Below are 21022 nucleotides of genomic sequence, written 5' to 3'. Positions count from 1 at the left end.
CTGTCATCGAGGGCATGCGCGACCGGCTAGCAGCTGCGTTCCCAGAGTGCGTAATGCACGCTGCCGGCCTTCTTTTCGCGGTGCAGCCGCCAGTTGCCGGGCAAGCCCAGGCTGGAGGGCGCCGCTTCGCTCTCGGTGTAGATCCAGGCCCGCTCGGCGAGCCAGCCCTTGTCTTCGAGCAGCGCGCACGCGGGCAGCAGGAGCTGCTTGTTGAAGGGCGGGTCGAGAAAGACGAGGCCGAACGGCGTCGGCGACTGGTTCTCCAGGTAGCGCAACGCATCGGCCTGCATCAGCTGGCCCTGGCCGCACTTGAGCGTGTCGAGGTGCTTGCGCAAGCTGGCGATGGCGCTGGCGTTCACGTCCAGTGCCAGCGCCATGCCCGCCCCGCGGGATAGGGCTTCGAGATAGAGCGCGCCGCTGCCGGTGAAGGGGTCGAGCACCCGCGCGCCGACGATGTAGGGCGCGACCCAGTTGAACAGGGTCTCGCGCACCCGGTCCGGCGTGGGGCGCAAGCCCTCGGCGTCGGGGAAGTCGAAGCGACGGCTGCGCCATTCGCCGCCGATGATGCGTAGCTGGCCGGTACCGCGACGGGCGGTCGGGCGGATCGGTGGGTTGGCCAATCAATGCTCCGGAACGGCGCTGGGCGCCTGGACGGGTTGGTCGGTTGGCGGCGGCAACGGCTTTTGCTCGACGGTCGGTCCGGCCGTGACGATGACGAAGTCGTCGACATCCAGGTGCTCGTTCATGGCGCGCCGGACGTCTTCGACGCTGAGCGCCTGGATCGCCTGGGTGAAATCTTCGAGGTAGGTCAGCGGCAGGTCGTAGAAGCCGATGCTGCCGAGCTGCCCGACGATGTCGGCGTTGCTGGCGGTCGTCAGCGGGAAGCTGCCGGCGACTTCGCGCTTGGCCTGTTCGAGTTCGGCTTCGGTCGGGCCCTTTTCCAGGTACTCGCCCACCAGCCGCTTGACCAGCGCCAGCGTGCCGTCGGCCAGCTCGGCGCGGGTCTGCAGGTTGATTATGAACGGCCCGGCCTCGGCCATCGGGCTGAAGCCGGAATAGACGCCATAGGTCAGCCCTCGCTTCTCGCGGATTTCTTCCATCAGCCGGGTGCCGAAGCCGCCGCCGCCGAGAATCTGGTTGCCGAGGTAGAGCGCCGGGTAGTCCGGATCGCCGCGTTCGATGCCGAGCTGGGCGAGCAGCAGGTGCGTCTGGCTGGACGGAAATTCGATGTGCTCCAGGCCGGGCTTGGGCGCCTGCGGCGAGGCGAGCGGCGGTAGCGCCGGGCCTTCGGGCAGGGCACTGGAAACCTGGGCGGCGATCGCCTGCGCTTCGTCGCGGGTGAGGTCGCCGACCAGCGCGATCACCGCATTCTTGGCCGTGTAGGCACGGTCATGGAAGGCGTTCAGGTCGTTCACGTCGATCTTCGGGATCGACTCGGGCGTGCCTTCGCTCGGGTGGGCATAAGGGTGGTCACCGTAGAGCGACTCGAACAGCGCATCGCTGGCCAGCTTGCCGGGGTTCTGCTTCTGGAATTCGAAGCCCGCCAGCACCTGATTGCGGATGCGCTCCAGCGATTCCTGCGGGAAGGTCGGCGCGCCGACGACCTGGCTGAACAGTTCGACCGCCTGCTGGCGCTTGTCCGCGTCGCTCAGGCTGCGCAGGCTGGCCACGGCCATGTCCCGGTAGGAGCCGTTGCCGAAGACGGCGCCGAGGCGCTCGAACCCCTGGGCGATCTCGGTCACGTTCTTGCCGGCGATGCCTTCGTTGAGCATGGCGTTGGTCAGCATCGCCAGACCGGGTTCGCCGGCGTCCTGGCTGCTGCCCGCGGCAAAAGTCAGGCGCAGGTCGAACATCGGCAGCTGGTGTGCTTCGACGAACAGCACCTTGGCGCCTTCTTCGGTCGTCCAGCTCTGGATATCGAGTGCGCGTCGGTCGAGCGGCTGATCACTGAGCGACTGCAACGACTCGATGCGGCTTTCGGCGCTCGAGGCGCCGGCCGGTTGCTCGGCCAACGCCGGTGGGGCCAGCAGCAGGCTGGCGACGGTGAACAGCGCCGCGGGGAGACGACGGATCGGGGTGGCTTCACTCATCATCCTTCGGCTCCTCCGGCAGGACGTGCGCGACGCTCAGCCGCGGGCGGGTGAAATAGGTACGGGCGGCCTGCTGGATGTCCTCGGCGGTCACCGCTTCGAGGGCGGCGAGTTCCTGGTCCATCAGTTTCCAGGACAGGCCGACCGTCTCCAGCTGGCCGATGGTGGTGGCCTGCTGGGTGATGGAGTCGCGCTCGTAGACCAGTCCGGCGATGACCTGGGCGCGCACGCGCTCGAGTTCTTCCTCGGTGGGCGGGGCATTCTTCAGGGCTTCGAGTTCCCGCCACAGGCCGGCTTCGGCCTCCTCGATGGAGTGCCCCTTCTGCACGTTCGGGGCGGCGGACAGCACGAACAGGCTGTCGCCGCGGGCGTAGGCGTCGTACCAGGCGGAGGCGCCCGTCACCAGCTCCTCGCCACGTTCGAGCCGCGAGGGCAGTCGGGCGCTGTAGCCGCCGTCGAGCAGGGCCGCTGCCAGCCGTAACGCATGCACCGAGGTGGCGCTCTCGGCAGTCGACAGGCTGGGAACGTTGAACGCCATGATCAGGCTGGGCAACTGGGTGTTGAGGTGCAGCGTCAGGCGCCGCTCGCCCGGTTCGTCCAGCTCCAGCGGGGCCTTGGCGATCGGCACCGGCTGCCGTTCGATAGGGCCGAAATAGCGCTGCGCGAGGGTGCGCACCTCGTCGACCGTGACATCGCCCACCACCACCAGTGTGGCGTTGTTGGGCGCATACCAGGCCTCGTACCAGCGACGCAGTTCCTCGACGGTCATGCGCTTGAGATCGGCCATCCAGCCGATGGTCGGGATGTGATAGCCGCTGGACGGGTAGGCCATCGCCTGGAACCGCTCGAACGCCAGGGCGTTGGGCTTGTCGTCGGTGCGCAGGCGGCGTTCCTCCATGATCACCTGGATCTCGCGCTCGAATTCCTCCGGCGGCAGCCTGAGGCTCGCCATGCGGTCGGCCTCCAGCTCCAGCGCGACCGCCAGACGATCGCGCGCCAGCACCTGGTAATAGGCGGTGTAGTCGTCGCTGGTGAAGGCGTTTTCCTCGGCGCCGAGTTCGCGCAGGATGCGCGACGCCTCGCCAGGGCCGAGTTTGCGGCTGCCCTTGAACATCATGTGCTCGAGCGCATGGGACAGGCCGGTCTGGCCGGGCGACTCGTAGCTCGAGCCGACCTTGTACCAGAGCTGTGAAACCACCACCGGCGCGCGGTGATCCTCACGCACGATGACCTTGAGGCCGTTGTCGAGAACGAATTCGTGGGTCGGCTGGCTCTCGGCGGCGAGCGCTGTCAGCGACAGACCCAGTCCGAGCAGCAGGGCCGCGGCGCGGCAGATGATCTGGGGCATGGGATGGCTCTTGCTGGCTGAGTATTCATGCATGGACGAGCGCGTCATGGTACTGGCGCGTCGGGGTGAATCAAACCCTCGCCGGGACGCCGCCCGGCCCGGTCTTAGCGTTGGCGTCGAGCGAGGTGCTAGGATACGGCACCGTCTGGCCGGCGAGACGTCGGCGATCCGCACCTTTGAGAATGCCCCCTCCATGTTTGGTTCCAACGACGACAAGAAGGCGCCGGCAGAATCCGGCGAGAAGAAGGGCCTCTTCGGCTGGCTTCGCCGAAAGCCGCAGACCCCGGCCGCCGAACCGCCCGCCACCGAGCCGCTGGAAGACAGCCAGCCGTTCGCCGACAAGCCGGACCAGCAGGCCATCGAGCAACTGGTCGAGCCGACCGCACCGGAAGAGCCCACCCGCGCCGAGCTGCTCGCGGAGCTGCAGCCGGTCCTCGAGCCGCAGGACGAGCCGCAACCCGAGCCTGCCTCCACCCCTGAGCCTGTCACCGAGCCCGAGCCGACCCCCGAGCCGGTCCCGCTGCCGGACGAGCCGGTCGAAGAGCCACAGCCGACGCCCACGCCGGTCGAGGAACCCGAAGCGCCCACGGCGCCGGCCCGCGCAGGCTTTTTCGCGCGCCTGCGCCAGGGGCTGTCCAAGACCAGCGCCAGCATCGGCGAGGGCATGGCCAGCCTGTTCCTGGGCAAGAAGGCGATCGACGACGAGTTGCTCGAAGACATCGAGACGCGCCTGCTGATGGCCGACGTCGGCGTCGAGGCCACCGCGGTGATCGTCCAGAACCTCACCCGCAGCGTCGCGCGCAAGGAGCTGTCCGACAGCGGCGCGCTGTACAAGGCGTTGCAGGAGGAGCTGGCGGCGCTGCTGCGGCCGGTCGAGCAGCCCTTGCAGATCGACGCGGCGAAGCGTCCCTACGTCATCCTCGTGGTCGGCGTGAACGGCGTCGGCAAGACCACCACCATCGGCAAGCTGGCCAAGAAGCTTCAGCGCGACGGCAAGAAAGTCATGCTGGCCGCCGGCGACACCTTCCGTGCGGCCGCGGTCGAGCAGTTGCAGATCTGGGGCGAGCGCAACGCCATTCCGGTCATCGCGCAGCACACCGGGGCCGACTCGGCGTCGGTGATCTTCGATGCGGTGCAGGCCGCCAAGGCCCGCGGCGTGGACGTGCTCATCGCGGACACCGCCGGGCGCCTGCACACCAAGGACAACCTGATGGAGGAGCTGAAGAAGGTCCGTCGGGTCATGGGCAAGCTGGATGAGACCGCGCCGCATGAAGTGCTGCTGGTGCTCGATGCCGGCACCGGGCAGAACGCGATCAGCCAGACGCGCCAGTTCAACCAGTCGGTCGAGCTCACCGGCCTGGTGCTGACCAAGCTCGATGGCACGGCCAAGGGCGGGGTGATCTTCGCCCTGGCCAAGCAGTTCGGCTTGCCGATCCGCTTTATTGGGGTCGGCGAGACCATCGATGACCTGCGCACGTTCGAGGCGGACGCCTTCGTCCAGGCCTTGTTCACGGATAAAGAGGCCTGATGGCGTGATCCGCTTCGAACAGGTGGGCAAACGCTACGCCAACGGCCATGTGGGCCTGCATGAATTGTCGTTCCGCGTGCAGCGCGGGGAATTTCTGTTCGTCACTGGCCACTCCGGGGCCGGCAAGAGCACCTTGTTGCGGTTGCTGCTGGCAATGGAACGACCGACCAGCGGCAAGCTGCTGCTGGCCGGGCAGGACCTGTCGCGCATCACCAATGCGCAGATTCCCTTCCTGCGCCGGCAGATCGGCGTGGTGTTTCAGAACCATCAGCTGCTGTTCGACCGGACGGTGTTCGACAACGTCGCCCTGCCGATGCAGATCCTCGGGCTCGGCAAGCGCGAGATCGGCCAGCGGGTCATGACGGCGCTGGAGCGGGTGAGTCTGAAGGACAAGGCCTTGCAGTTCCCGGCGGACCTGTCGACCGGGCAGCAGCAGCGGGTCGGCATCGCGCGGGCGGTGGTCCACCAGCCGGCCTTGCTGCTGGCCGACGAACCCACCGGCAACCTCGATCCGCGGCTGGCGGCGGAGATCATGGCGGTGTTCGAAGACATCAACAAACTGGGCACCACGGTGCTGATCGCCAGCCATGACCTGGCGCTGATCGCCCGCATGCGTCATCGCATGCTGACCCTGCAGCGTGGACGCCTGATCGGCGACGGGGAGGCGGGCTGATGGCGGCTTCGACACCGGAATCCAAACCGGCCGAGCGCGTCGGGGGCTCGGGCCGCAAGCCCGAACCGCAAAGCGACGAGCCGGGCTTCAAGGCGCTGTTCCACGCCTGGCTGGAAAGCCATCGGGCGAGTCTGGTCGACAGCCTCAAGCGGCTCGGCAAGCAGCCGATCGGCAGCTTCTTCACTTGCCTGGTCATGGCGGTCGCGCTGAGCCTGCCGATGGGCCTGGCACTTTTGCTCGACAACATCGAGCGGCTTGGCGGGTCCTGGCAGCGCGCCGCCCAGATTTCGCTCTACATGGAGCTGGATGTGCGTAACGAGGCCGGGACGGCGCTGCGCGAGCAGATTGCCGACTGGCCGGACGTGGCGGACGCCGCCTGGGTCAGCCGTGAGCAGGCGCTCGAAGAGTTCCAGCAGTTGTCGGGACTGGGCGAGGCGTTGCGTGAACTGCCGGACAACCCGCTGCCGGGCGTGATCGTGGTGACGCCCCGCGAGATCGACCGCGCCAAGCTGGAATCGCTGCGCCAGCAGCTGGCCGAATTGCCGGGCGTCGAGCAGGCGCAGCTGGACCTCGTCTGGGTCGAGCGCCTGAGTGCGATTCTCAAGCTGGGCGATCGCTTCGTCTTCGGTCTGACGCTGCTGCTGGTGGCGACGCTGTTGCTGGTGATCGGCAACACCATCCGCCTGCACATCGAGAACCGCCGTACCGAGATCGAGGTGGTGAAGCTGGTGGGCGGAACCGACGGCTACGTGCGCCGGCCCTTCCTTTATATGGGAGCGCTGTACGGCCTCGGCGCCGGTCTGCTCGCCTGGCTGCTGCTGGCCTACGGGCTGGGCTGGCTCAACGAGGCGGTGGTTCGTCTGGCGGGCCTCTATGGCAGTGATTTTGCGCTGGCCGGCGTGCCGGGCGAGGATGGCCTGTCGCTGGTTCTAGGGGCGATATTGCTGGGCTACATCGGTGCGTGGCTGGCGGTCGCACGCCATCTGAGCGAATTGGCGCCTCGCTGATAACCTCTTGATATTCAAGCCTTTTAGTTTGCTTGTCGGGAACTTTTCCACAGGCTTGCAGTCCGAGGGGGCAATGATAAACTTCCGCAGCTCACGAGCTGGAGGATCTGCATGACTACATCTCTGCAACCTGTTCAGGCGCTGGTTCCGGGTGCGAATCTCGAGGCCTATGTGCAGACGGTCAACAGCCTGCCGCTGTTGACGCTGGAGCAGGAGCGCGAGTTGGCCGGACGCCTCTACTACCATCAGGATCTCGATGCTGCCCGGCAAATGGTGCTGGCCCACCTGCGTTTCGTCGTTCATATCGCCCGCAGCTACTCGGGCTACGGGCTGGCCCAGGCCGATCTGATCCAGGAAGGCAACGTCGGCCTGATGAAGGCGGTCAAGCGCTTCAATCCGGAAATGGGTGTGCGGCTGGTGTCGTTCGCCGTGCACTGGATCCGGGCCGAGATCCACGAGTTCATCCTGCGCAACTGGCGCATCGTCAAGGTCGCGACCACCAAGGCCCAGCGCAAGCTGTTCTTCAACCTGCGCAGCCAGAAGAAGCGTCTGGCCTGGCTGAACAACGACGAAGTGCGCGCCGTGGCCGACAGCCTGGGCGTCGAGCCGCATGAAGTGCGCGAAATGGAAAGCCGCCTCACCGGGCAGGACATGGCTTTCGATCCGGCCGAGGACGCGGACGATGACAGCGCCTACCAGTCGCCGGCGCACTATCTGGAAGACCATCGCTACGACCCGGCCCGCCAGCTCGAGGATGCTGACTGGAGCGACAGTTCGTCGACCAACCTGCATGAAGCGCTCGAGGGGCTGGACGAGCGCAGCCGCGACATCCTGCAACAGCGCTGGCTGTCGGATGACAAGGTGACGCTGCATGACCTAGCTGCCAAGTACAACGTCTCCGCCGAACGTATCCGGCAGTTGGAAAAGAACGCGCTGAACAAGCTCAAAGGTACCCTGCAGGCGTAATGCAGCCGGCAGATGCAAAAGGCCGCACCCCGAGGTGCGGCCTTTTCGTTTCTGCGGCGACCCTTCCGATGCGGTCCCGGCGGGCGCTCCGGTTGCCGCCGCCGCTGCGGTGAACGCGGGCGCCGTGTTCGGCTGCGGCCGATGGCATCGAAACCTTCCGTGCACGCCTGCCGTCTTCTCGGCGAGCTTCGGCGCGCACGCGCCTCAAGGGTGCGGCGTGCGCATCTCTGCCAGGTAGTTCGTACCGCCAAGCTGGCGGACCTGCTGACGTATCCAGCGCGCGCGGCGTTCGATATAGGCGGTCGGCCGGCTGGCGCTCCATTCGCGCGGGTTCGGGAGCACGGCGGCGAGCAGGCTGGCCTGGCGATCCGACAGGTCAGGCGCGCCCTTGTCGAAGTGATGGCGCGCCGCCGCCTCGGCACCGAAGATGCCGTCACCCCATTCGACGCTGTTGAGGTAGACCTCGAGGATGCGCTGCTTGGGCCAGAAGAGTTCGATCAATGCCGTGAACCAGACTTCCAGGCCCTTGCGCAGCCAGCTGCGATCGGACCAGAGGAAGAGGTTCTTGGCGACCTGCTGACTCAGCGTGCTGGCGCCGCGCAGCGAGCCGCCTTCTTCGTTGTGCTCGATCGCGGCGCGGATGGCGGCGAAGTCGAACCCCCAGTGCTCGGCGAACTTCTGGTCCTCGGCTGCGATGACCGACATCTTCAGGTTGCCGGGTAGTTCCGCCCAGGGGCGCCAGTCACGCTCGAGGTCGATCGCCTCCCCGGTGCCCCAGGATTCGATCTTGCGCTCGATCATCAGCGCCGTGAATGGCGGCGGTACCCAGCGCAGCATGAGGACCAGGCCCATCGAGGCGAGGCCGAGGTAGAGCGCGAGCTTGAGCAGGCGGCGAGTCAGGGAGCAGAACATGGGATTGGTCGGGAGCTTCACGGAGGGCCATTATAGGCAGCAGCCTCACGCTTATGACCGGAGCCCTCATGATTCGTGCCTTTCTGCCCCTGGCCGCCTTTTTCGGCCTTACCGGCGTCGCCCTTGGCGCCTTCGCGTCCCACGGATTGCGCGGCCGCCTGAGCGCCGAGTACCTGGCGGTGTTCCAGACGGGCGTGCTGTATCAGCTGGTGCACGCGCTGGCGCTGTTCGGGGTGGCCTTGCTGGCGATGCACGCGCCAGGCCGCCTGGTGACCGCGGCGGGTGCTTCGTTCGTTGGTGGAATCCTGCTGTTCTCCGGCAGCCTGTACCTGCTCACCCTGACGGGCGTCGGCAAGCTCGGCATGGTCACGCCGCTCGGCGGGCTGTGTTTCATGGCGGGTTGGGCATGCCTGCTGATCGCAGGCTGGCGCATGGCCTGACGGGAGGGCGGCGTGTCGCTTGGACCCCATTGCGCTTCAGGCTAGAATGCGCGGCCCGCAAAAAAGGCCGACCCCATGCGTATCCAGCTCAATGGCGAGCCATTCGAAGTGTCCGATGGCGCGACGATCACAGACCTGCTCGAGCGTCTCGAACTGGCCGGCCGCCGCGTTGCGGTCGAGCTGAACCTGGACATCGTGCCCCGCAGCCAGCATCCGGCCACGCCCTTGAAGGAGGGCGATCGCGTCGAAGTGGTGCACGCCATCGGCGGAGGCTGATTGCCGGCGCGTTGCGACGGTCCGCCAGCATCGTCGCACCGGGCCAACCCGTGCTGGCGATGCGGGGTCATCCGTCGCCCGCCTGACATGAGGAAACATCGATGAACCCAGTTCCCGCCGACAAGCCCTTCGTTCTCGCCGGTCGTACCTACCAATCGCGCTTGCTGGTCGGCACCGGCAAGTACAAGGACATGACCGAAACCCGCGAAGCCATCGAGGCGTCAGGGGCTGAGATCGTCACCGTCGCGGTTCGCCGTACCAATATCGGCCAGAACCCGGACGAGCCCAACCTGCTGGACGTGATTTCGCCGGATCGCTACACCATCCTGCCGAACACCGCCGGTTGCTACGACGCGGTAGAAGCGGTGCGCACCTGCCGGCTGGCCCGTGAACTGCTCGATGGCCACAACCTGGTCAAGCTGGAAGTGCTCGCCGACCAGAAGACGCTGTTTCCCAACGTCATCGAAACCCTGAAAGCGGCCGAGACGCTGATCGCCGACGGGTTCGACGTGATGGTCTACACCAGCGACGACCCGATCATCGCGCGGCAACTGGCGCAGATGGGCTGCATCGCCGTCATGCCGCTGGCCGGCCTGATCGGCACCGGGCTGGGCATCTGCAACCCCTATAACCTGCGCATCATCCTCGAGGAAGCCACCGTGCCGGTGCTGGTGGATGCGGGCGTGGGTACGGCGTCCGACGCGACCATCGCGATGGAGCTGGGCTGCGAGGCCGTGCTGATGAACAGCGCGATCGCCCATGCGCAGCAGCCGGTGATGATGGCCCGCGCCATGCGCCATGCGATCGAGGCCGGCCGACTGGCCTATCTGGCCGGGCGCATGCCGAAGAAACTCTATGCCAGCGCCTCGTCCCCGATGGAGGGGCTGGTCCGCTGATACCGCGCCCGCCAGCCGGGCGCGTTTTCCAGGTAGTTCCCAATGAGTGAAACCTCCGATACGGCGCAGGGTGCGCCACGCCTGCGCACGGTCAAGAGCTTCGTGATGCGCGCCGGGCGTACCACCGAAGGGCAGCAACGCGGTCTCGATCAGGGGTGGCCGCGTTTCGGTCTCGAACTGGAACAGGGCTGCCAGGATTTCGACCAGGTCTTTGGCCGGCAGGCGCCGCGTACCTTCGAGATCGGCTTCGGCATGGGCCACTCGCTGCTGGAAATGGCGCGTACCGCACCCGAGCAGGATTTCATTGGCGTGGAGGTGCACAAGCCAGGGGTGGGCGCCTTGCTGTCCGGCCTGCTGGGCGAGCAGCTCGACAATGTGCGGGTCTACAGCTGCGATGCGCTGGAAGTGCTCGCCCGCTGCGTGCCGGACGCCTCGCTCGACCGGGTCCTGCTGTTCTTTCCGGACCCCTGGCACAAGAGCCGCCACCACAAGCGCCGCATCGTCCAGCCGGCGTTCGCCGAGCTGGTCCGCCGCAAGCTCCGGGTCGGCGGGCTGCTGCACATGGCGACCGATTGGGAGCCTTATGCCGAGCACATGCTGGAGATCATGAATGTCGCGCCGGGCTATGCCAACCTGGCCGAAGACGGTCGCTACGTGCCTCGCCCGCCGGAGCGCCCGGTAACCAAGTTCGAACGGCGGGGCGAACGCCTCGGACACGGCGTCTGGGACCTCAAGTTTCAGCGCCAGCACTAGATAACTACAAAATCCAACACACACAACGACTGCGGCACCGCTTCGGCGGCCGGCCGCGCATGGCGCCGGCGCGCCATGAAGGAGAAAAGGATGCACAGGAAGATCGGCGTTTTGTTGCTAACGGCATTGGCCGCGCAGGCGCAGGCCAAGGTGGATGGCACTCAGGCAGCCCGGCTGGGGGCTGATCTCACGCCCCTGGGGGCGGAGATGGCAGGTAACACGGCCGGCTCGATTCCGGCCTGGACGGGTGGGGTGCAGCCGCCGGCCGGTTACGAGCCGGGCATGCATCACCCTGATCCGTTCGCCGGCGATGCGGTGCTGTATCGCGTCGACAAGAGCAACCTGGCACAGCACGCCGACTATCTGCCCGATGGCTTGCGCGCGCTGATCGAGACCCACCCCGACTTCTACCTGCGCGTCTTCCCGACGCGTCGCAGCGCCGCGGCGCCGCAGCGGATCTACGACGAGACCCGCAAGAACGCCGAAACTACCGAGCTGATCGCCAACGGCAACGGTATCCAGGGCGCCGTGGGCGGCATTCCGTTCCCGCTGCCGCAAAATGGCCTGGAGGCCATCTGGAACCACATCCTGCACTACAAGGGCGAACAGACCCACATGGTCAACAGCCAGGCGGTGGTGGTCGGCGGCAAGCCCAACTACATCAAGCGCGATCGCCACATCTTTTACGTCTACAACCGTGAAGGTATGACCGTCGCGGACATGGACAACACGCTGCTGTACTACAAGTACAAGGTCACGGAACCGGCCAAACTCTCCGGCACGGCGCTGGTGGTCGAAGACACGCTCGATCAGGTGCTGTCGGTTCGCAAGGCCTGGCGCTACAGCCCTGACGATCGCCGTGTGCGTCGCCTGCCGTCGCTGGCCTACGACTCGCTGCAGCCCGACACCAGCGGCCTGGCGACCGCCGACGTGGTCGACGTCTATAACGGCGCGCCGGATCGCTACGAGTGGACGCTGCACGGCAAGCGCGAAATGCTGGTGCCCTACAACAGCTATGCCGTCCATCAGGAAGGGCTGTCGAACGACACCATCGTCGGCGCCCGCACGCTGAACCCCGAGCTGCTGCGCTACGAGCTGCATCGTGTCTGGATCGTCGACGCCGTGCTGCGTCCGAGCTTCAGCCATCCCTACCACAAGCGCCGCTTCTATATCGACGAGGACAGCTGGCAGGTCCTTGCCGTCGATCTGTACAACGAAGAAGGCGAGTTGATCGGCGTGCAGGAAAGTCATCCGATCAGCTACTACGAAGTGCCGATGTTCAACAGCACGCTCGAGACCCTCTACGACCTCGAGGGCGGCAACTACTTCGTCGACGGGCTGGACAACAACGACCCGATGTACGACTTCTCGGTCGAGCTCAGCCCCCGCGATTTCTCCCCGCAGGCGCTGCGTCGCGGCAACTGACCGCCCGCCGCGTTCTCATCCCGGCCGACGCTCAGCGTCGGTCGGCCATCACCCCGATCACGAAGAAGACCAACAGCAGCACCGGCGCCAGGGTGTAGTTGGTGAAGTAGCCCAGCCCGTGCGCCAGGAATGGCGTCAGGTAAACCAGCGCCAGTCCGTAGCCCACCGCGCACACCAGCACGAAGATCAGCGTACGCAGCACGAAGTTGAGGCTGGCGATCGACCGTTGCACCCAGGCATTGATGCTGGGCCCGAAGAGCACCAGCAGCGTGGCCATGATGGCCAACGAGATGTCGTAGAGGTGGCTGCGGCTCCAGCGCGATAGCGTGGCGATGAGGTCCATCAGCAGATCCATTCGGTCCGTCCTTCAGGGCAGGAAGAGTTGCAGCAGGTCGTTGAGAAAGAGCTGGCCGCGCGCGGTGGCGACCAGGCGTGTCGGGTCCTCGCTCATCAGCCCGCGGGCCTGTGCCTGCGCCCGGCCTTGGTCGAGCGTCGACAGCGGCAGCCCGGTCCGCTGGTTGAATAGTTCGGCCGGAACGCCGTCGCTCAGGCGCAGCGCATTCATCAGGAATTCGAAGGGCAGTTCCTGTTCGGTCAGCGTCTTTTCGCCGGCGCGAAAGGGTTTTTCCGGCGCCAGGTAGTCCTTGGGCAGGCGCGTCTTCCAGCTGCGCGTGATGCGGCCATCGGCATGGGTCTGCTTGCCATGCGCACCGGCGCCGAGGCCGAGGAAGTCACCGAACGTCCAGTAGTTCAGGTTGTGCCGCGCGCGTCGGGCATCCCGGGCGTAGGCGGAGGTCTCGTACTGCGCGAAGCCATGCTCGGCGAGTAGCGCCTGACCGGCCTCCTGGATATCCCAGAGCAGGTCATCCTCGGGCAGCAGGGGCGGCTGGCTCCAGAACAGGGTGTTCGGCTCCAGAGTCAGCTGGTACCAGGACAGATGCGTCGGTTGCTGGGCCAGCGCGGTGCGCAGGTCATGCAGCGCATCCTCGAGCCGCTGGCCGGGCAGGCCGTGCATCAGATCCAGGTTGAAGTTGTCGAAGCCGGCCGCGCGCGCCATGTCGGCCGCCCGTACGGCCTCTTCGCCATCGTGGACACGGCCCAGCGCCTTGAGCTTGTCGGCCTGGAAGCTCTGAACGCCGATCGACAGGCGATTGATGCCCAGGTGCCGATAATCGGTGAACTTCGCCTGTTCGAAGGTGCCCGGGTTGGCTTCAAGCGTGATCTCGACATCGTCCGCAAAGCCGACATGGCGCTCCAGCCCGTCGAGCATGGCGCCTAGCGCCGCCGGCGAGAACAGGCTCGGCGTGCCGCCGCCGAAGAATATCGAACTCAACCGACGCCCCTGGCTCAACGCCAGGTCGGCCTGCAGGTCCTCGAGCACGGCTCGAACGTAGTCGGCCTCGGGCAGGCTGGGGCCGGCCGCATGCGAGTTGAAGTCGCAGTACGGGCATTTCCGTACGCACCAGGGGATATGGATGTAGGCCGCCAGGGGCGGCAACTCGACGCGCGACGCGTGAAGCGGGACCTCGTCCGCGCGCTGCTCGCTTCCGGCTTGCGGTTGCCGGCTGCCCGCGTGGCTCATGCGATGCCCAGCCGCGCCTTCAGCAGGGTCATCGCGCGGGCGCGGTGACTGATGCGGTTCTTCTCCCGCGGATCGAGTTCGGCGCTGGAACACCCGGCTTCCGGTACCCAGAACAGGGGGTCGTAGCCGAAGCCATGCGCGCCCTGGGCGGCGTGCAGGATGCGCCCGGGCCACAGGCCCTCGCAGAGGATCGGCAGCGGGTCGTCGGCATGGCGGACCAGTGCAAGTGCGCAGACGAATTGGGCGCCACGCTGCTCGTCCGGCACACCCTGGAGAGCATCGAGCAGCTTGGCGTTGTTCGCCGCGTCGCCCGCGCCGCCGGCGTAGCGGGCCGAGTAGATGCCCGGTGCGCCGCCCAGCGCGTCCACGGCGAGCCCCGAGTCATCGGCCAGCGCCGGCAGGCCCGACACGCGCGCGGCGTTACGGGCCTTGAGAATGGCGTTTTCGATGAACGACAGGCCGGTCTCTTCGGGCTCGACCTGACTGAACTCGCCGACCGAGCGGACCGTCATGCGGTCGCCCAGCATGGCTTGCAGTTCCTTGAGCTTGCCGGCGTTGTGGCTGGCCAGCACCAGTTCGGTTAGCGGTTTCATTGGTCGGGGAAGAATTCCTGGTTGAAGGTTAGGCTCACCGGCTCGCCGCCCATGGGCTGCACGTTGAGGTCGAAGCGCAGCACTTCGCGGCTGTCGAACGGGAACTGCGCCAGGTAGTAGGTCGCATCGCCTTCCTTGTGCCGTTTGAAGCTCAGCGGCTGATCCTGCCCCAGGAGGTTCTTCACCGTGCCGCTGACCAGCGCATCGACCGGCTCGGCATCCTTGAGCACGGCGATGTTGACCACGCCCATGCGCTTGCTGCGGATCAGACCGGCCGCGGCGGCGACGTCCGGCTGCAGGAAGCCGGAGTTGAAGGCGATGTAGTGGATGTCGTAGTCGCCATAGCTCTGTTTGCGTTCGGCCACGGCGGTCGTCGCGATCAGCAGGCCGAGCAGAAGGGTCAAGGCACGTTTCATCGGTTCCTCCGGCAATCAGGATGGACGTGAGCGGTCGCCGACGACCCGGTAGATACCGATCTCGCCGAGCAGGTTCGGCCACAGGCGGCTGGCCCAGCCGTGGCGGTGTTCGCGATCGACGGCCAGGCGTTCCTTCACGCCGATGCCGAGGTCGCGGCACAGGTTTTCGAAGTCTTCGAAGGTGCAGAAGTGGATGTTCGGCGTGTTGTACCAGGTGTACGGCAGGAATTCGGAGACCGGCATGCGGCCCTTGCTCGCCAGGTACCAGCGGCAGCGCCAGTGGCCGAAGTTGGGGAAGGTAATGATGCATTCGCGCCCGACCCGCAGCATCTCCTCGAGCAGCCGGTCCGGGTAGTGCACGGCTTGCAGCGCCTGGGTCATGACGACGACGTCGAAGCTGTCGCTGGCGAAATTGCCGAGGCCCTTGTCCAGGTCCTGCTCGATCACGTTGACGCCGCGCTCGACGCAGCGGGCGATGTTGTCGGGGTCGATTTCCAGGCCGTAGCCGCTGACGCCCTTGTTGTCACGCAGCCAGGCGAGCAGCTCGCCATTGCCGCAGCCGAGGTCGAGCACCCGGCTGCCGGTCGGTATCCAGTCCTGGATGATGTCGAGGTCGGCGCGCATGTCGGTCCTATACGGCTATGCGGTTCATGTAACCGCGGAAGGCTTGCAGGTAGCGGGGAATCGGTATCAGGAAGGCGTCGTGCCCCTGCGGGGCGTCGATCTCCAGATAGCTGACGTTCTTGCCGGCGGCGACCAGCGCGTCGACGATCTCCCGCGAGCGTGCCGGTGAGAACCGCCAGTCGGTGGTGAACGACATCACGCAGAAGTCCGCCTTGGCCACCGCAAGGGTCGCGGCCAGGTCATCGTCGTGCGCGGCGGCCGGATCGAAGTAGTCCAGCGCCTTGGTCATCAACAGGTAGGTATTGGCGTCGAATCGCCCGGAAAACTCCTCGCCCTGGTAGCGCAGGTAGCTTTCCACCTGGAACTCGACGCTGTTGAAATCGTAGTTGAGCTTGTCGCTCTTCAGGCCGCGGCCGAATTTCGCCCCCATCGCATCGTCCGACAGGTAGGTGATGTGGCCGACCATGCGTGCCAGCATCAGGCCGCGCCGGGGGATGACTTCGTGCTCGTGGAAATGGCCGCCATGAAATTCCGGGTCGGAGAGAATCGCCTGTCGCGCGACTTCGTTGAAGGCGATGTTCTGCGCCGACAGCCGCGGCGCCGAGGCGATCGCCAGGCAATGACGCACGCGCTCGGGGTAGGTGATGGTCCATTGCATCGCCTGCATGCCGCCCAGGCTGCCGCCGACCACGGCGGCCCACTGCACGATACCGAGCTGGTCGGCCAGGCGCGCCTGGCTGTGCACCCAGTCCTCGACGGTGACCACGGGGAAGTCGGCGCCGTAGGGCTTTCCGGTCGTCGGGTTAAGACTACAGGGCCCGGTCGAGCCGTTGCAGCCGCCGAGGTTGTTCAGGCTGACGACGAAGAACCGCTCCGTATCGATCGCCTTGCCGGGGCCGATGCAGCTGTCCCACCAACCCGGCTTGCGGTCGTCCATGCTGTGATAGCCGGCCGCATGGTGATGTCCGGACAGCGCATGGCAGATCAGCACCGCGTTGCTGCGAGCGGCATTCAGCGTGCCGTAGGTCTCGTAGACAAGCTGATACTCGGTTAGCGTGCGGCCGCAGGCGAGCGCCAGCGGTTCGCTGAAGAAGGCTGTCTGAGGACTGACCAGGCCGACGGAATCGGCGGGTATGGCGGTGGGCATCGACCCTGCTCTCGCGACAAGAAGCGGCAGAGTCTAAAGCTAAGCGTCCCTCAATTCACCCATCATCCGCCGCTCAGGCCGGCGTCCGCTCGCCCGCGGCGAACGCGGCCGTCGGCAGGGTGACGACCTTGCCCTGACGCTGCACCGGCGATGGCCTGCGCAGCAGGCGAATCATGTCCGACGCCTGTGCCAGTTGCTGCTCGAGTTCGGCCCGGTAACGCTCGAGCAACTGCTCGCGCTGGCCGGTTGCCTGGCTGTCGGTGGCCAGTGATTTGAGCCGCTGCATGTGGTTTTCCAGCTGCTGCTTCTGCTCGAGGCTGTGCTGCACCAGGGGCGTGAGCGCATCGCTCGACCACTGCGCGACCTCGCGGCGCAGCCGCTGATGCAGGCCGATGACCTCTTGCACCAGCGTGCCGAAGAAGCGGCGTGAGAGCGTGCGCTGCTCGGTCAGCAGGGTGCGGATGCGCAACCGGAAGTGGTCGGCCTTGCTCTGCAGGTTGCGCAGCTCGCGCTGGAACGGCTCGATCCGAAGCAGCGGCGCGTCGATGCCGTGCAGCGGGTTGTCCTGGTTGTGACGCTGGTAGATCGCCGCGACCATCTTGTTGGCGAGCGCTACCTCCTGTTCGAGGATGCCGAGGTCGGTTTCGACGTTTCGGAAGAAGTGCAGGATGCCGAGGTTGATGCCCAGCGTGGTCAGGCTGTCGCGCAGCGTGCGGCGCAGCCGTACCAGGTGCTCCTCCAGGCGCTCGGCCCGCACGGCGCCGCGCAGCAGGTCGCCCTGTCGCTTGAGCAGGCGCTGGTTGGTCTTCAGGCCGAGCAGGCGCTTGTGGTGCAGGGCGTGGTCCTGGCGCGTACGGGCGGTGAGCTCCTCGAGCAGCCGGCCGTTGTCCTGCTGATGGCTGGCCAGCAGCTTGCGGTGTTCGTCGACCTTTTCCAGCCGTTGGTGCAGGACCTGCTGACTGTTCTGCATCAGGGCCAACACCTGGCAGACCACGCGCTGCTCGAGCAGGCGCTCCTTGTGGGCGATCAGCCGATCGCAAAGCAACTGTTCGAGCTCCGGCATGCGGCTGCGAGCGAGCAGCGCGCGATCGCCGCGAACATGGGCCAGCAGCGCCTGCTTGGCCGACAGGGGCAGCACGTCGGCCGGGCCCACCCCCAGCTGCTGCGCGGTGCTGCGGCGCATGCGCTCGATCGCCTCGTCGACCGCTTCACCGCCGGCCAGGTCGTCCCACAGCACGTCGATCTTGTTCAGCACGGCGAACAGATTGCCGTCGGCCTGATCGTCGAGCTGGCGAATGTGCTGCTGCCAGATGTCCATGTCGCTGGCGGTGACGCCGGTGTCGGCGCTGAGCATGAAGATGATCGCTTGCGCGCTCGGCAGCATGGAGAGGGTCAGCTCCGGCTCGCTGCCCAGCGCATTCAGGCCGGGTGTGTCGAGGATGCGCAGGCCCTGGCGCAGCAGCGGATGATCGATGTTGACCAAGGCGTGCCGCCAGGCCGGCACCAGCACCTGGCCGGGCTTGCCGGCGTCTTCGAGCATGTCGGGATGGAAGCCGAGCTGGATGGCCTGCTCGACGGGCATCGGCTTGGTCGCTGCAACCTGGGTGAAGGCCTGCGCCATGTTGTCGGCGTCGGACGGGTCGAGCGCAATGTTCAGCCAGTGGCGCGGCGCCCGCTTCAGTTCGGCGATGCTGGTATCGCCCAGCCGCGTCTCGATTGGCAGCAGCCGAATGTAGGAGCGTTCGGAACGCGGATCGTAGAACAGCTCGGTCGGGCACATGGTGGTGCGCCCGGCGCGGGATGGCAGCATCCGCTGGCCATACCCGGAGAGGAACAGGCCGTTGATCAGCTCGGTCTTGCCGCGCGAATACTCGCCGACGAAGGCCAGGGTGATCTGGTCGCTGCGAAGCAGGCGCAGGGCGCGCTCGAGGCGTTGCTCTACGGCTTCGGAAGACAACCGGTTATGCGCCAGCCACCCGCGGTAGCGGGTGATCTCTCTGACCAGATCGCGCTTCCAGGTTATGTAGGCATCCACCTGCTGATCGAGACGTTCCATGCTCATCATCCTGGTGCGATAAAAGGTCGCGCGATTATGCGTGGCTGGCCGATGCAGTCAATCGGCCAGCAGTGGCCTGTCGCCCGGCGGCCATCCGCGCCGGGCGAGCGGTTTACATCAGGACGCGCAGGACCGCGGGCATCCCGGTCATGGCGGCCAGGTTGTTGATGACCATCATGTCCAGCAGCTTGAGCACCAGGAACGCGAAGATCGGCGAGATATCCAGACCTCCGAGGTTCGGCAGCAGCCGGCGGAAGGGCGCCAGCACCGGCTCGCACAGCTGGTTGACCAGCTCGGCGCCCGGGTTGTGGCTGTGTGGCGCCACCCACGAGAGGATCACGCTGATGATCAGGGCGAAGAAGAAGATCTTCAGGAACAGGCCGGTCACCCCGATGATGGCCCAGATCAGCAGCTGCACCGGGTTGCCGGTCGTGCCGAAGGCCAGCAGCAGGGTCAGCGCCATCAGCACGATCTGCACCAGGATGGCCAGCACCAGCGAGGCCAGATCCAGCCCGCCGACACTGGGAATGATGCGTCGCAAGGGCTTGAGCAAGGGGTGGGTGGCACGGACCACGAATTGACTGAGCGGATTGTAGAAATCGGCTCGGACCAGTTGCAGGATGAAACGCAGCAGCACGATCAGCAGATAGAGGCTGCCGAGCGTCTGCAGGATGTAGATGGCTGCGGTGTTCATTCCAATCATGGGTCGACGGCTCCTTTAGCGGCCCAGTTGCTCGGCCAGTTCGCCTGAACGCGCCGCGGCGGCGTCCAGGGCTCGTTGCACCAGGGCTTCGAAATCCCCGGCCTGGAACGCTTTGATGGCCGCTTCGGTCGTTCCGTTCGGCGACGTGACGCGACGCCGCAACTCGGCGGCTTCGACATCGCTCTCGCACAGCATGCGGGCGGCGCCCAGCGCCGTCTGGCGGCTGAGCTGGTCGGCGGTTGCCTGCGGCAGTCCCAGGCGCACGCCAGCGGCGGTCATGGCTTCGACCATCAGGAAGAAATAGGCCGGCCCGCTGCCGGAAACGGCCGTGACCGCATCGATGAGCGATTCGTCATCGAGCCAGAGCGCCAGGCCGACGGCCGACAGCAGACGTTCGGCCAAAGCGCGTTGATCGGCGCTCACCTCGGCGCTGGCGAACAGGCCGCTGACACCCTGGCGCAGCAGCGCGGGCGTGTTGGGCATGCAGCGCACCACCGCGGCCGTCGGACGCCCGGGCTGGGCGAGCCAGCGTTGCAGGCTGTCGCAGCTGATGCCGGCGGCAATCGAGATCACCAGCGTGCCTTCGGCCAGGTGCGGTGCCAGCGACTCGCAGACGGCCTTCATGACCTGCGGCTTGACCGCCAGCAGAACGACGTCGGCATCCGCGACCGCGGCGGCATTGTCGGCGAACGTGGCGATGCCGAAGCGTTCGCCGATCTGCTGGCGTTGCGCTTCACCGGGATCGGCCGCGCGCAGGCTTTGCGCTGGAATGCCCTGGGCGAGCAGGCCGCCGATGAGGCTGGCCGCCATGTTGCCGGCACCGATGAAGCTGATGCGTGGATCGGTCATTGCGTCGTTCCTTGTGTCAGGGGCGCGCGCCGTAGTCACGCGCGCCGAAGAGAGCGGTACCGATGCGGACCCAGGTCGCGCCTTCGGCAATGGCCATGTCCAGGTCCTGGCTCATGCCCATCGAAAGGGTATCCAGCGGCAATGCCAGCTCATCGCGCAGCGAGCGCAAGCGGGCGAACGCGGCGCGCTGCTCATCGGGGTCGTCGGTCGGAGCGGGAATGGCCATGAGCCCGCGCAGCCGCAGTCGTGGCAGGGCTGCGACCTGCCGGGCGAGGTCGGCCACCGCCTCGGGCGCACAGCCCGACTTGCTGGCTTCGCCACTGACATTGACCTGCAGACAGACGTTCAGCGGCGCGCGCGTACCGGGCCGTTGTGCGGAAAGACGCTCGGCGATCTTCAAACGATCGACCGAATGGACCCAGTCGAAGTGCTCGGCGATCGGACGGGTCTTGTTCGACTGGATCGGGCCGATGAAATGCCAGGTCAGCGGCAGGTCGGCCAGCGCGGCCTGCTTGTCCAGCGCTTCCTGCAGATAGTTCTCGCCGAAATCCCGCTGTCCGGCCTCGAACGCCTCCCGCACGGCGGCGGCTGGCTGGGTTTTCGATACGGCCAGAAGGCTGACGGTCGAAGGGTCCCGACCGGCGGTTTGCGCCGCCTCACGGATACGCGCACCGACCTTTGCAATATTGGTTGCTATCGTGGACATTACTTTCCGCCGCCTGGCCTGTGCGCGGCATT

At 66.4% G+C, this 21022-nt stretch carries 23 protein-coding genes; 9 read left to right on the top strand and 14 right to left on the bottom strand.

What is annotated here, in order from left to right; genetic code table 11:
• Window positions 1–26: 26 nt before the first annotated feature.
• Genes rsmD through D7325_RS07245 form a run of 3 tightly spaced genes read right to left on the bottom strand, consistent with a single transcriptional unit; the run spans window position 27 to window position 3438 of the window.
• Window positions 27–620: a 16S rRNA (guanine(966)-N(2))-methyltransferase RsmD gene (rsmD, locus tag D7325_RS07255; protein ID WP_120994882.1), complete on the bottom strand. Its 594-nt coding sequence runs from the start codon at window positions 618–620 to the stop codon at window positions 27–29.
• A complete protein-coding gene (locus D7325_RS07250; protein ID WP_120995110.1) occupies window positions 621–2090 on the bottom strand; it encodes a M16 family metallopeptidase in 1470 nt (489 codons plus the stop codon).
• A complete protein-coding gene (locus D7325_RS07245; RefSeq protein WP_120994881.1) occupies window positions 2083–3438 on the bottom strand; it encodes a M16 family metallopeptidase in 1356 nt (451 codons plus the stop codon). Before D7325_RS07245 ends, D7325_RS07250 begins: the two co-directional genes overlap by 8 nt.
• 193 nt (window positions 3439–3631) lie before the next feature.
• Here D7325_RS07245 and ftsY point away from each other — a divergent pair, with 193 nt between their 5' ends.
• The 4 genes from ftsY to rpoH all read left to right on the top strand — a co-directional run bounded on the left by ftsY (window position 3632) and on the right by rpoH (window position 7612).
• Window positions 3632–4966: a signal recognition particle-docking protein FtsY gene (gene ftsY, locus D7325_RS07240; RefSeq protein ID WP_120994880.1), complete on the top strand. Its 1335-nt coding sequence runs from the start codon at window positions 3632–3634 to the stop codon at window positions 4964–4966.
• Window positions 4967–4970: 4 nt separating this feature from the next.
• The gene (gene ftsE / locus D7325_RS07235) at window positions 4971–5639 is read left to right on the top strand and encodes a cell division ATP-binding protein FtsE (RefSeq protein WP_120994879.1); all 669 of its coding nucleotides are present in this window, start codon (window positions 4971–4973) and stop codon (window positions 5637–5639) included.
• On the top strand, window positions 5639–6646 hold the full coding sequence (ftsX, locus tag D7325_RS07230; RefSeq protein ID WP_120994878.1) for a permease-like cell division protein FtsX: 1008 nt from the start codon (window positions 5639–5641) through the stop codon (window positions 6644–6646). Before ftsE ends, ftsX begins: the two co-directional genes overlap by 1 nt.
• A 111-nt stretch (window positions 6647–6757) precedes the next feature.
• Window positions 6758–7612 carry an RNA polymerase sigma factor RpoH gene (gene rpoH / locus D7325_RS07225; protein ID WP_120994877.1) on the top strand — a complete coding sequence of 285 codons (855 nt, stop codon included), beginning with the start codon at window positions 6758–6760 and terminating at the stop codon, window positions 7610–7612.
• A gap of 204 nt (window positions 7613–7816) precedes the next feature.
• On the opposite strand, the gene mtgA is transcribed toward rpoH, so the two are convergent.
• The gene (gene mtgA, locus D7325_RS07220) at window positions 7817–8524 is read right to left on the bottom strand and encodes a monofunctional biosynthetic peptidoglycan transglycosylase (RefSeq protein WP_120994876.1); all 708 of its coding nucleotides are present in this window, start codon (window positions 8522–8524) and stop codon (window positions 7817–7819) included.
• 68 nt (window positions 8525–8592) lie between these two features.
• Here mtgA and D7325_RS07215 point away from each other — a divergent pair, with 68 nt between their 5' ends.
• The 5 genes from D7325_RS07215 (at window position 8593) to D7325_RS07195 (ending at window position 12314) form a co-directional block, all read left to right on the top strand.
• Complete coding sequence (locus D7325_RS07215; RefSeq protein WP_120994875.1) at window positions 8593–8964, top strand: DUF423 domain-containing protein; 372 nt, start codon at window positions 8593–8595, stop codon at window positions 8962–8964.
• A 75-nt stretch (window positions 8965–9039) separates the two neighbouring features.
• Entirely contained in the window at window positions 9040–9240 is a 201-nt protein-coding gene (thiS, locus tag D7325_RS07210) for a sulfur carrier protein ThiS (RefSeq protein WP_120994874.1), read from the top strand.
• Between the two features lie 101 nt (window positions 9241–9341).
• Window positions 9342–10136, top strand: coding sequence for a thiazole synthase (locus D7325_RS07205; RefSeq protein WP_120994873.1), 795 nt, complete (start codon window positions 9342–9344; stop codon window positions 10134–10136).
• A 42-nt stretch (window positions 10137–10178) separates the two neighbouring features.
• Window positions 10179–10889 (top strand): tRNA (guanosine(46)-N7)-methyltransferase TrmB, encoded by a 711-nt coding sequence (trmB, locus tag D7325_RS07200; RefSeq protein ID WP_120994872.1) that lies wholly within the window; start codon window positions 10179–10181, stop codon window positions 10887–10889.
• 90 nt (window positions 10890–10979) lie between these two features.
• Complete coding sequence (locus D7325_RS07195; protein WP_120994871.1) at window positions 10980–12314, top strand: DUF1329 domain-containing protein; 1335 nt, start codon at window positions 10980–10982, stop codon at window positions 12312–12314.
• 31 nt (window positions 12315–12345) lie between these two features.
• On the opposite strand, the gene D7325_RS07190 is transcribed toward D7325_RS07195, so the two are convergent.
• The 10 genes from D7325_RS07190 to D7325_RS07145 form a co-directional block, all read right to left on the bottom strand.
• Window positions 12346–12669 (bottom strand): DUF3392 domain-containing protein, encoded by a 324-nt coding sequence (locus tag D7325_RS07190; RefSeq protein WP_120994870.1) that lies wholly within the window; start codon window positions 12667–12669, stop codon window positions 12346–12348.
• A gap of 12 nt (window positions 12670–12681) precedes the next feature.
• On the bottom strand, window positions 12682–13896 hold the full coding sequence (gene hemW / locus D7325_RS07185; protein WP_120994869.1) for a radical SAM family heme chaperone HemW: 1215 nt from the start codon (window positions 13894–13896) through the stop codon (window positions 12682–12684).
• The gene (gene rdgB / locus D7325_RS07180) at window positions 13893–14489 is read right to left on the bottom strand and encodes an RdgB/HAM1 family non-canonical purine NTP pyrophosphatase (RefSeq protein ID WP_120994868.1); all 597 of its coding nucleotides are present in this window, start codon (window positions 14487–14489) and stop codon (window positions 13893–13895) included. The genes hemW and rdgB overlap by 4 nt, the downstream gene beginning before the upstream one ends.
• The gene (locus D7325_RS07175) at window positions 14486–14905 is read right to left on the bottom strand and encodes a DUF4426 domain-containing protein (RefSeq protein WP_120994867.1); all 420 of its coding nucleotides are present in this window, start codon (window positions 14903–14905) and stop codon (window positions 14486–14488) included. The genes rdgB and D7325_RS07175 overlap by 4 nt, the downstream gene beginning before the upstream one ends.
• A gap of 15 nt (window positions 14906–14920) precedes the next feature.
• Window positions 14921–15529: a methionine biosynthesis protein MetW gene (metW, locus tag D7325_RS07170; protein ID WP_120994866.1), complete on the bottom strand. Its 609-nt coding sequence runs from the start codon at window positions 15527–15529 to the stop codon at window positions 14921–14923.
• A 7-nt stretch (window positions 15530–15536) separates the two neighbouring features.
• Entirely contained in the window at window positions 15537–16676 is a 1140-nt protein-coding gene (gene metX, locus D7325_RS07165; protein WP_120994865.1) for a homoserine O-succinyltransferase MetX, read from the bottom strand.
• 73 nt (window positions 16677–16749) lie between these two features.
• The gene (locus tag D7325_RS07160) at window positions 16750–18738 is read right to left on the bottom strand and encodes a dynamin-like GTPase family protein (protein ID WP_120994864.1); all 1989 of its coding nucleotides are present in this window, start codon (window positions 18736–18738) and stop codon (window positions 16750–16752) included.
• A gap of 106 nt (window positions 18739–18844) precedes the next feature.
• Complete coding sequence (locus D7325_RS07155; protein WP_120994863.1) at window positions 18845–19435, bottom strand: YggT family protein; 591 nt, start codon at window positions 19433–19435, stop codon at window positions 18845–18847.
• 15 nt (window positions 19436–19450) lie between these two features.
• On the bottom strand, window positions 19451–20284 hold the full coding sequence (gene proC / locus D7325_RS07150; RefSeq protein ID WP_120994862.1) for a pyrroline-5-carboxylate reductase: 834 nt from the start codon (window positions 20282–20284) through the stop codon (window positions 19451–19453).
• Between the two features lie 16 nt (window positions 20285–20300).
• A complete protein-coding gene (locus tag D7325_RS07145; protein ID WP_120994861.1) occupies window positions 20301–20990 on the bottom strand; it encodes a YggS family pyridoxal phosphate-dependent enzyme in 690 nt (229 codons plus the stop codon).
• Window positions 20991–21022 lie beyond the last annotated feature (32 nt).

It is taken from the genome of Stutzerimonas urumqiensis (assembly GCF_003640395.1).
Classification (GTDB): domain Bacteria; phylum Pseudomonadota; class Gammaproteobacteria; order Pseudomonadales; family Pseudomonadaceae; genus Stutzerimonas; species Stutzerimonas urumqiensis.
Note: the sequence above shows the minus strand (reverse complement) of the source record. Positions and strands in the feature narration are given on the sequence as shown.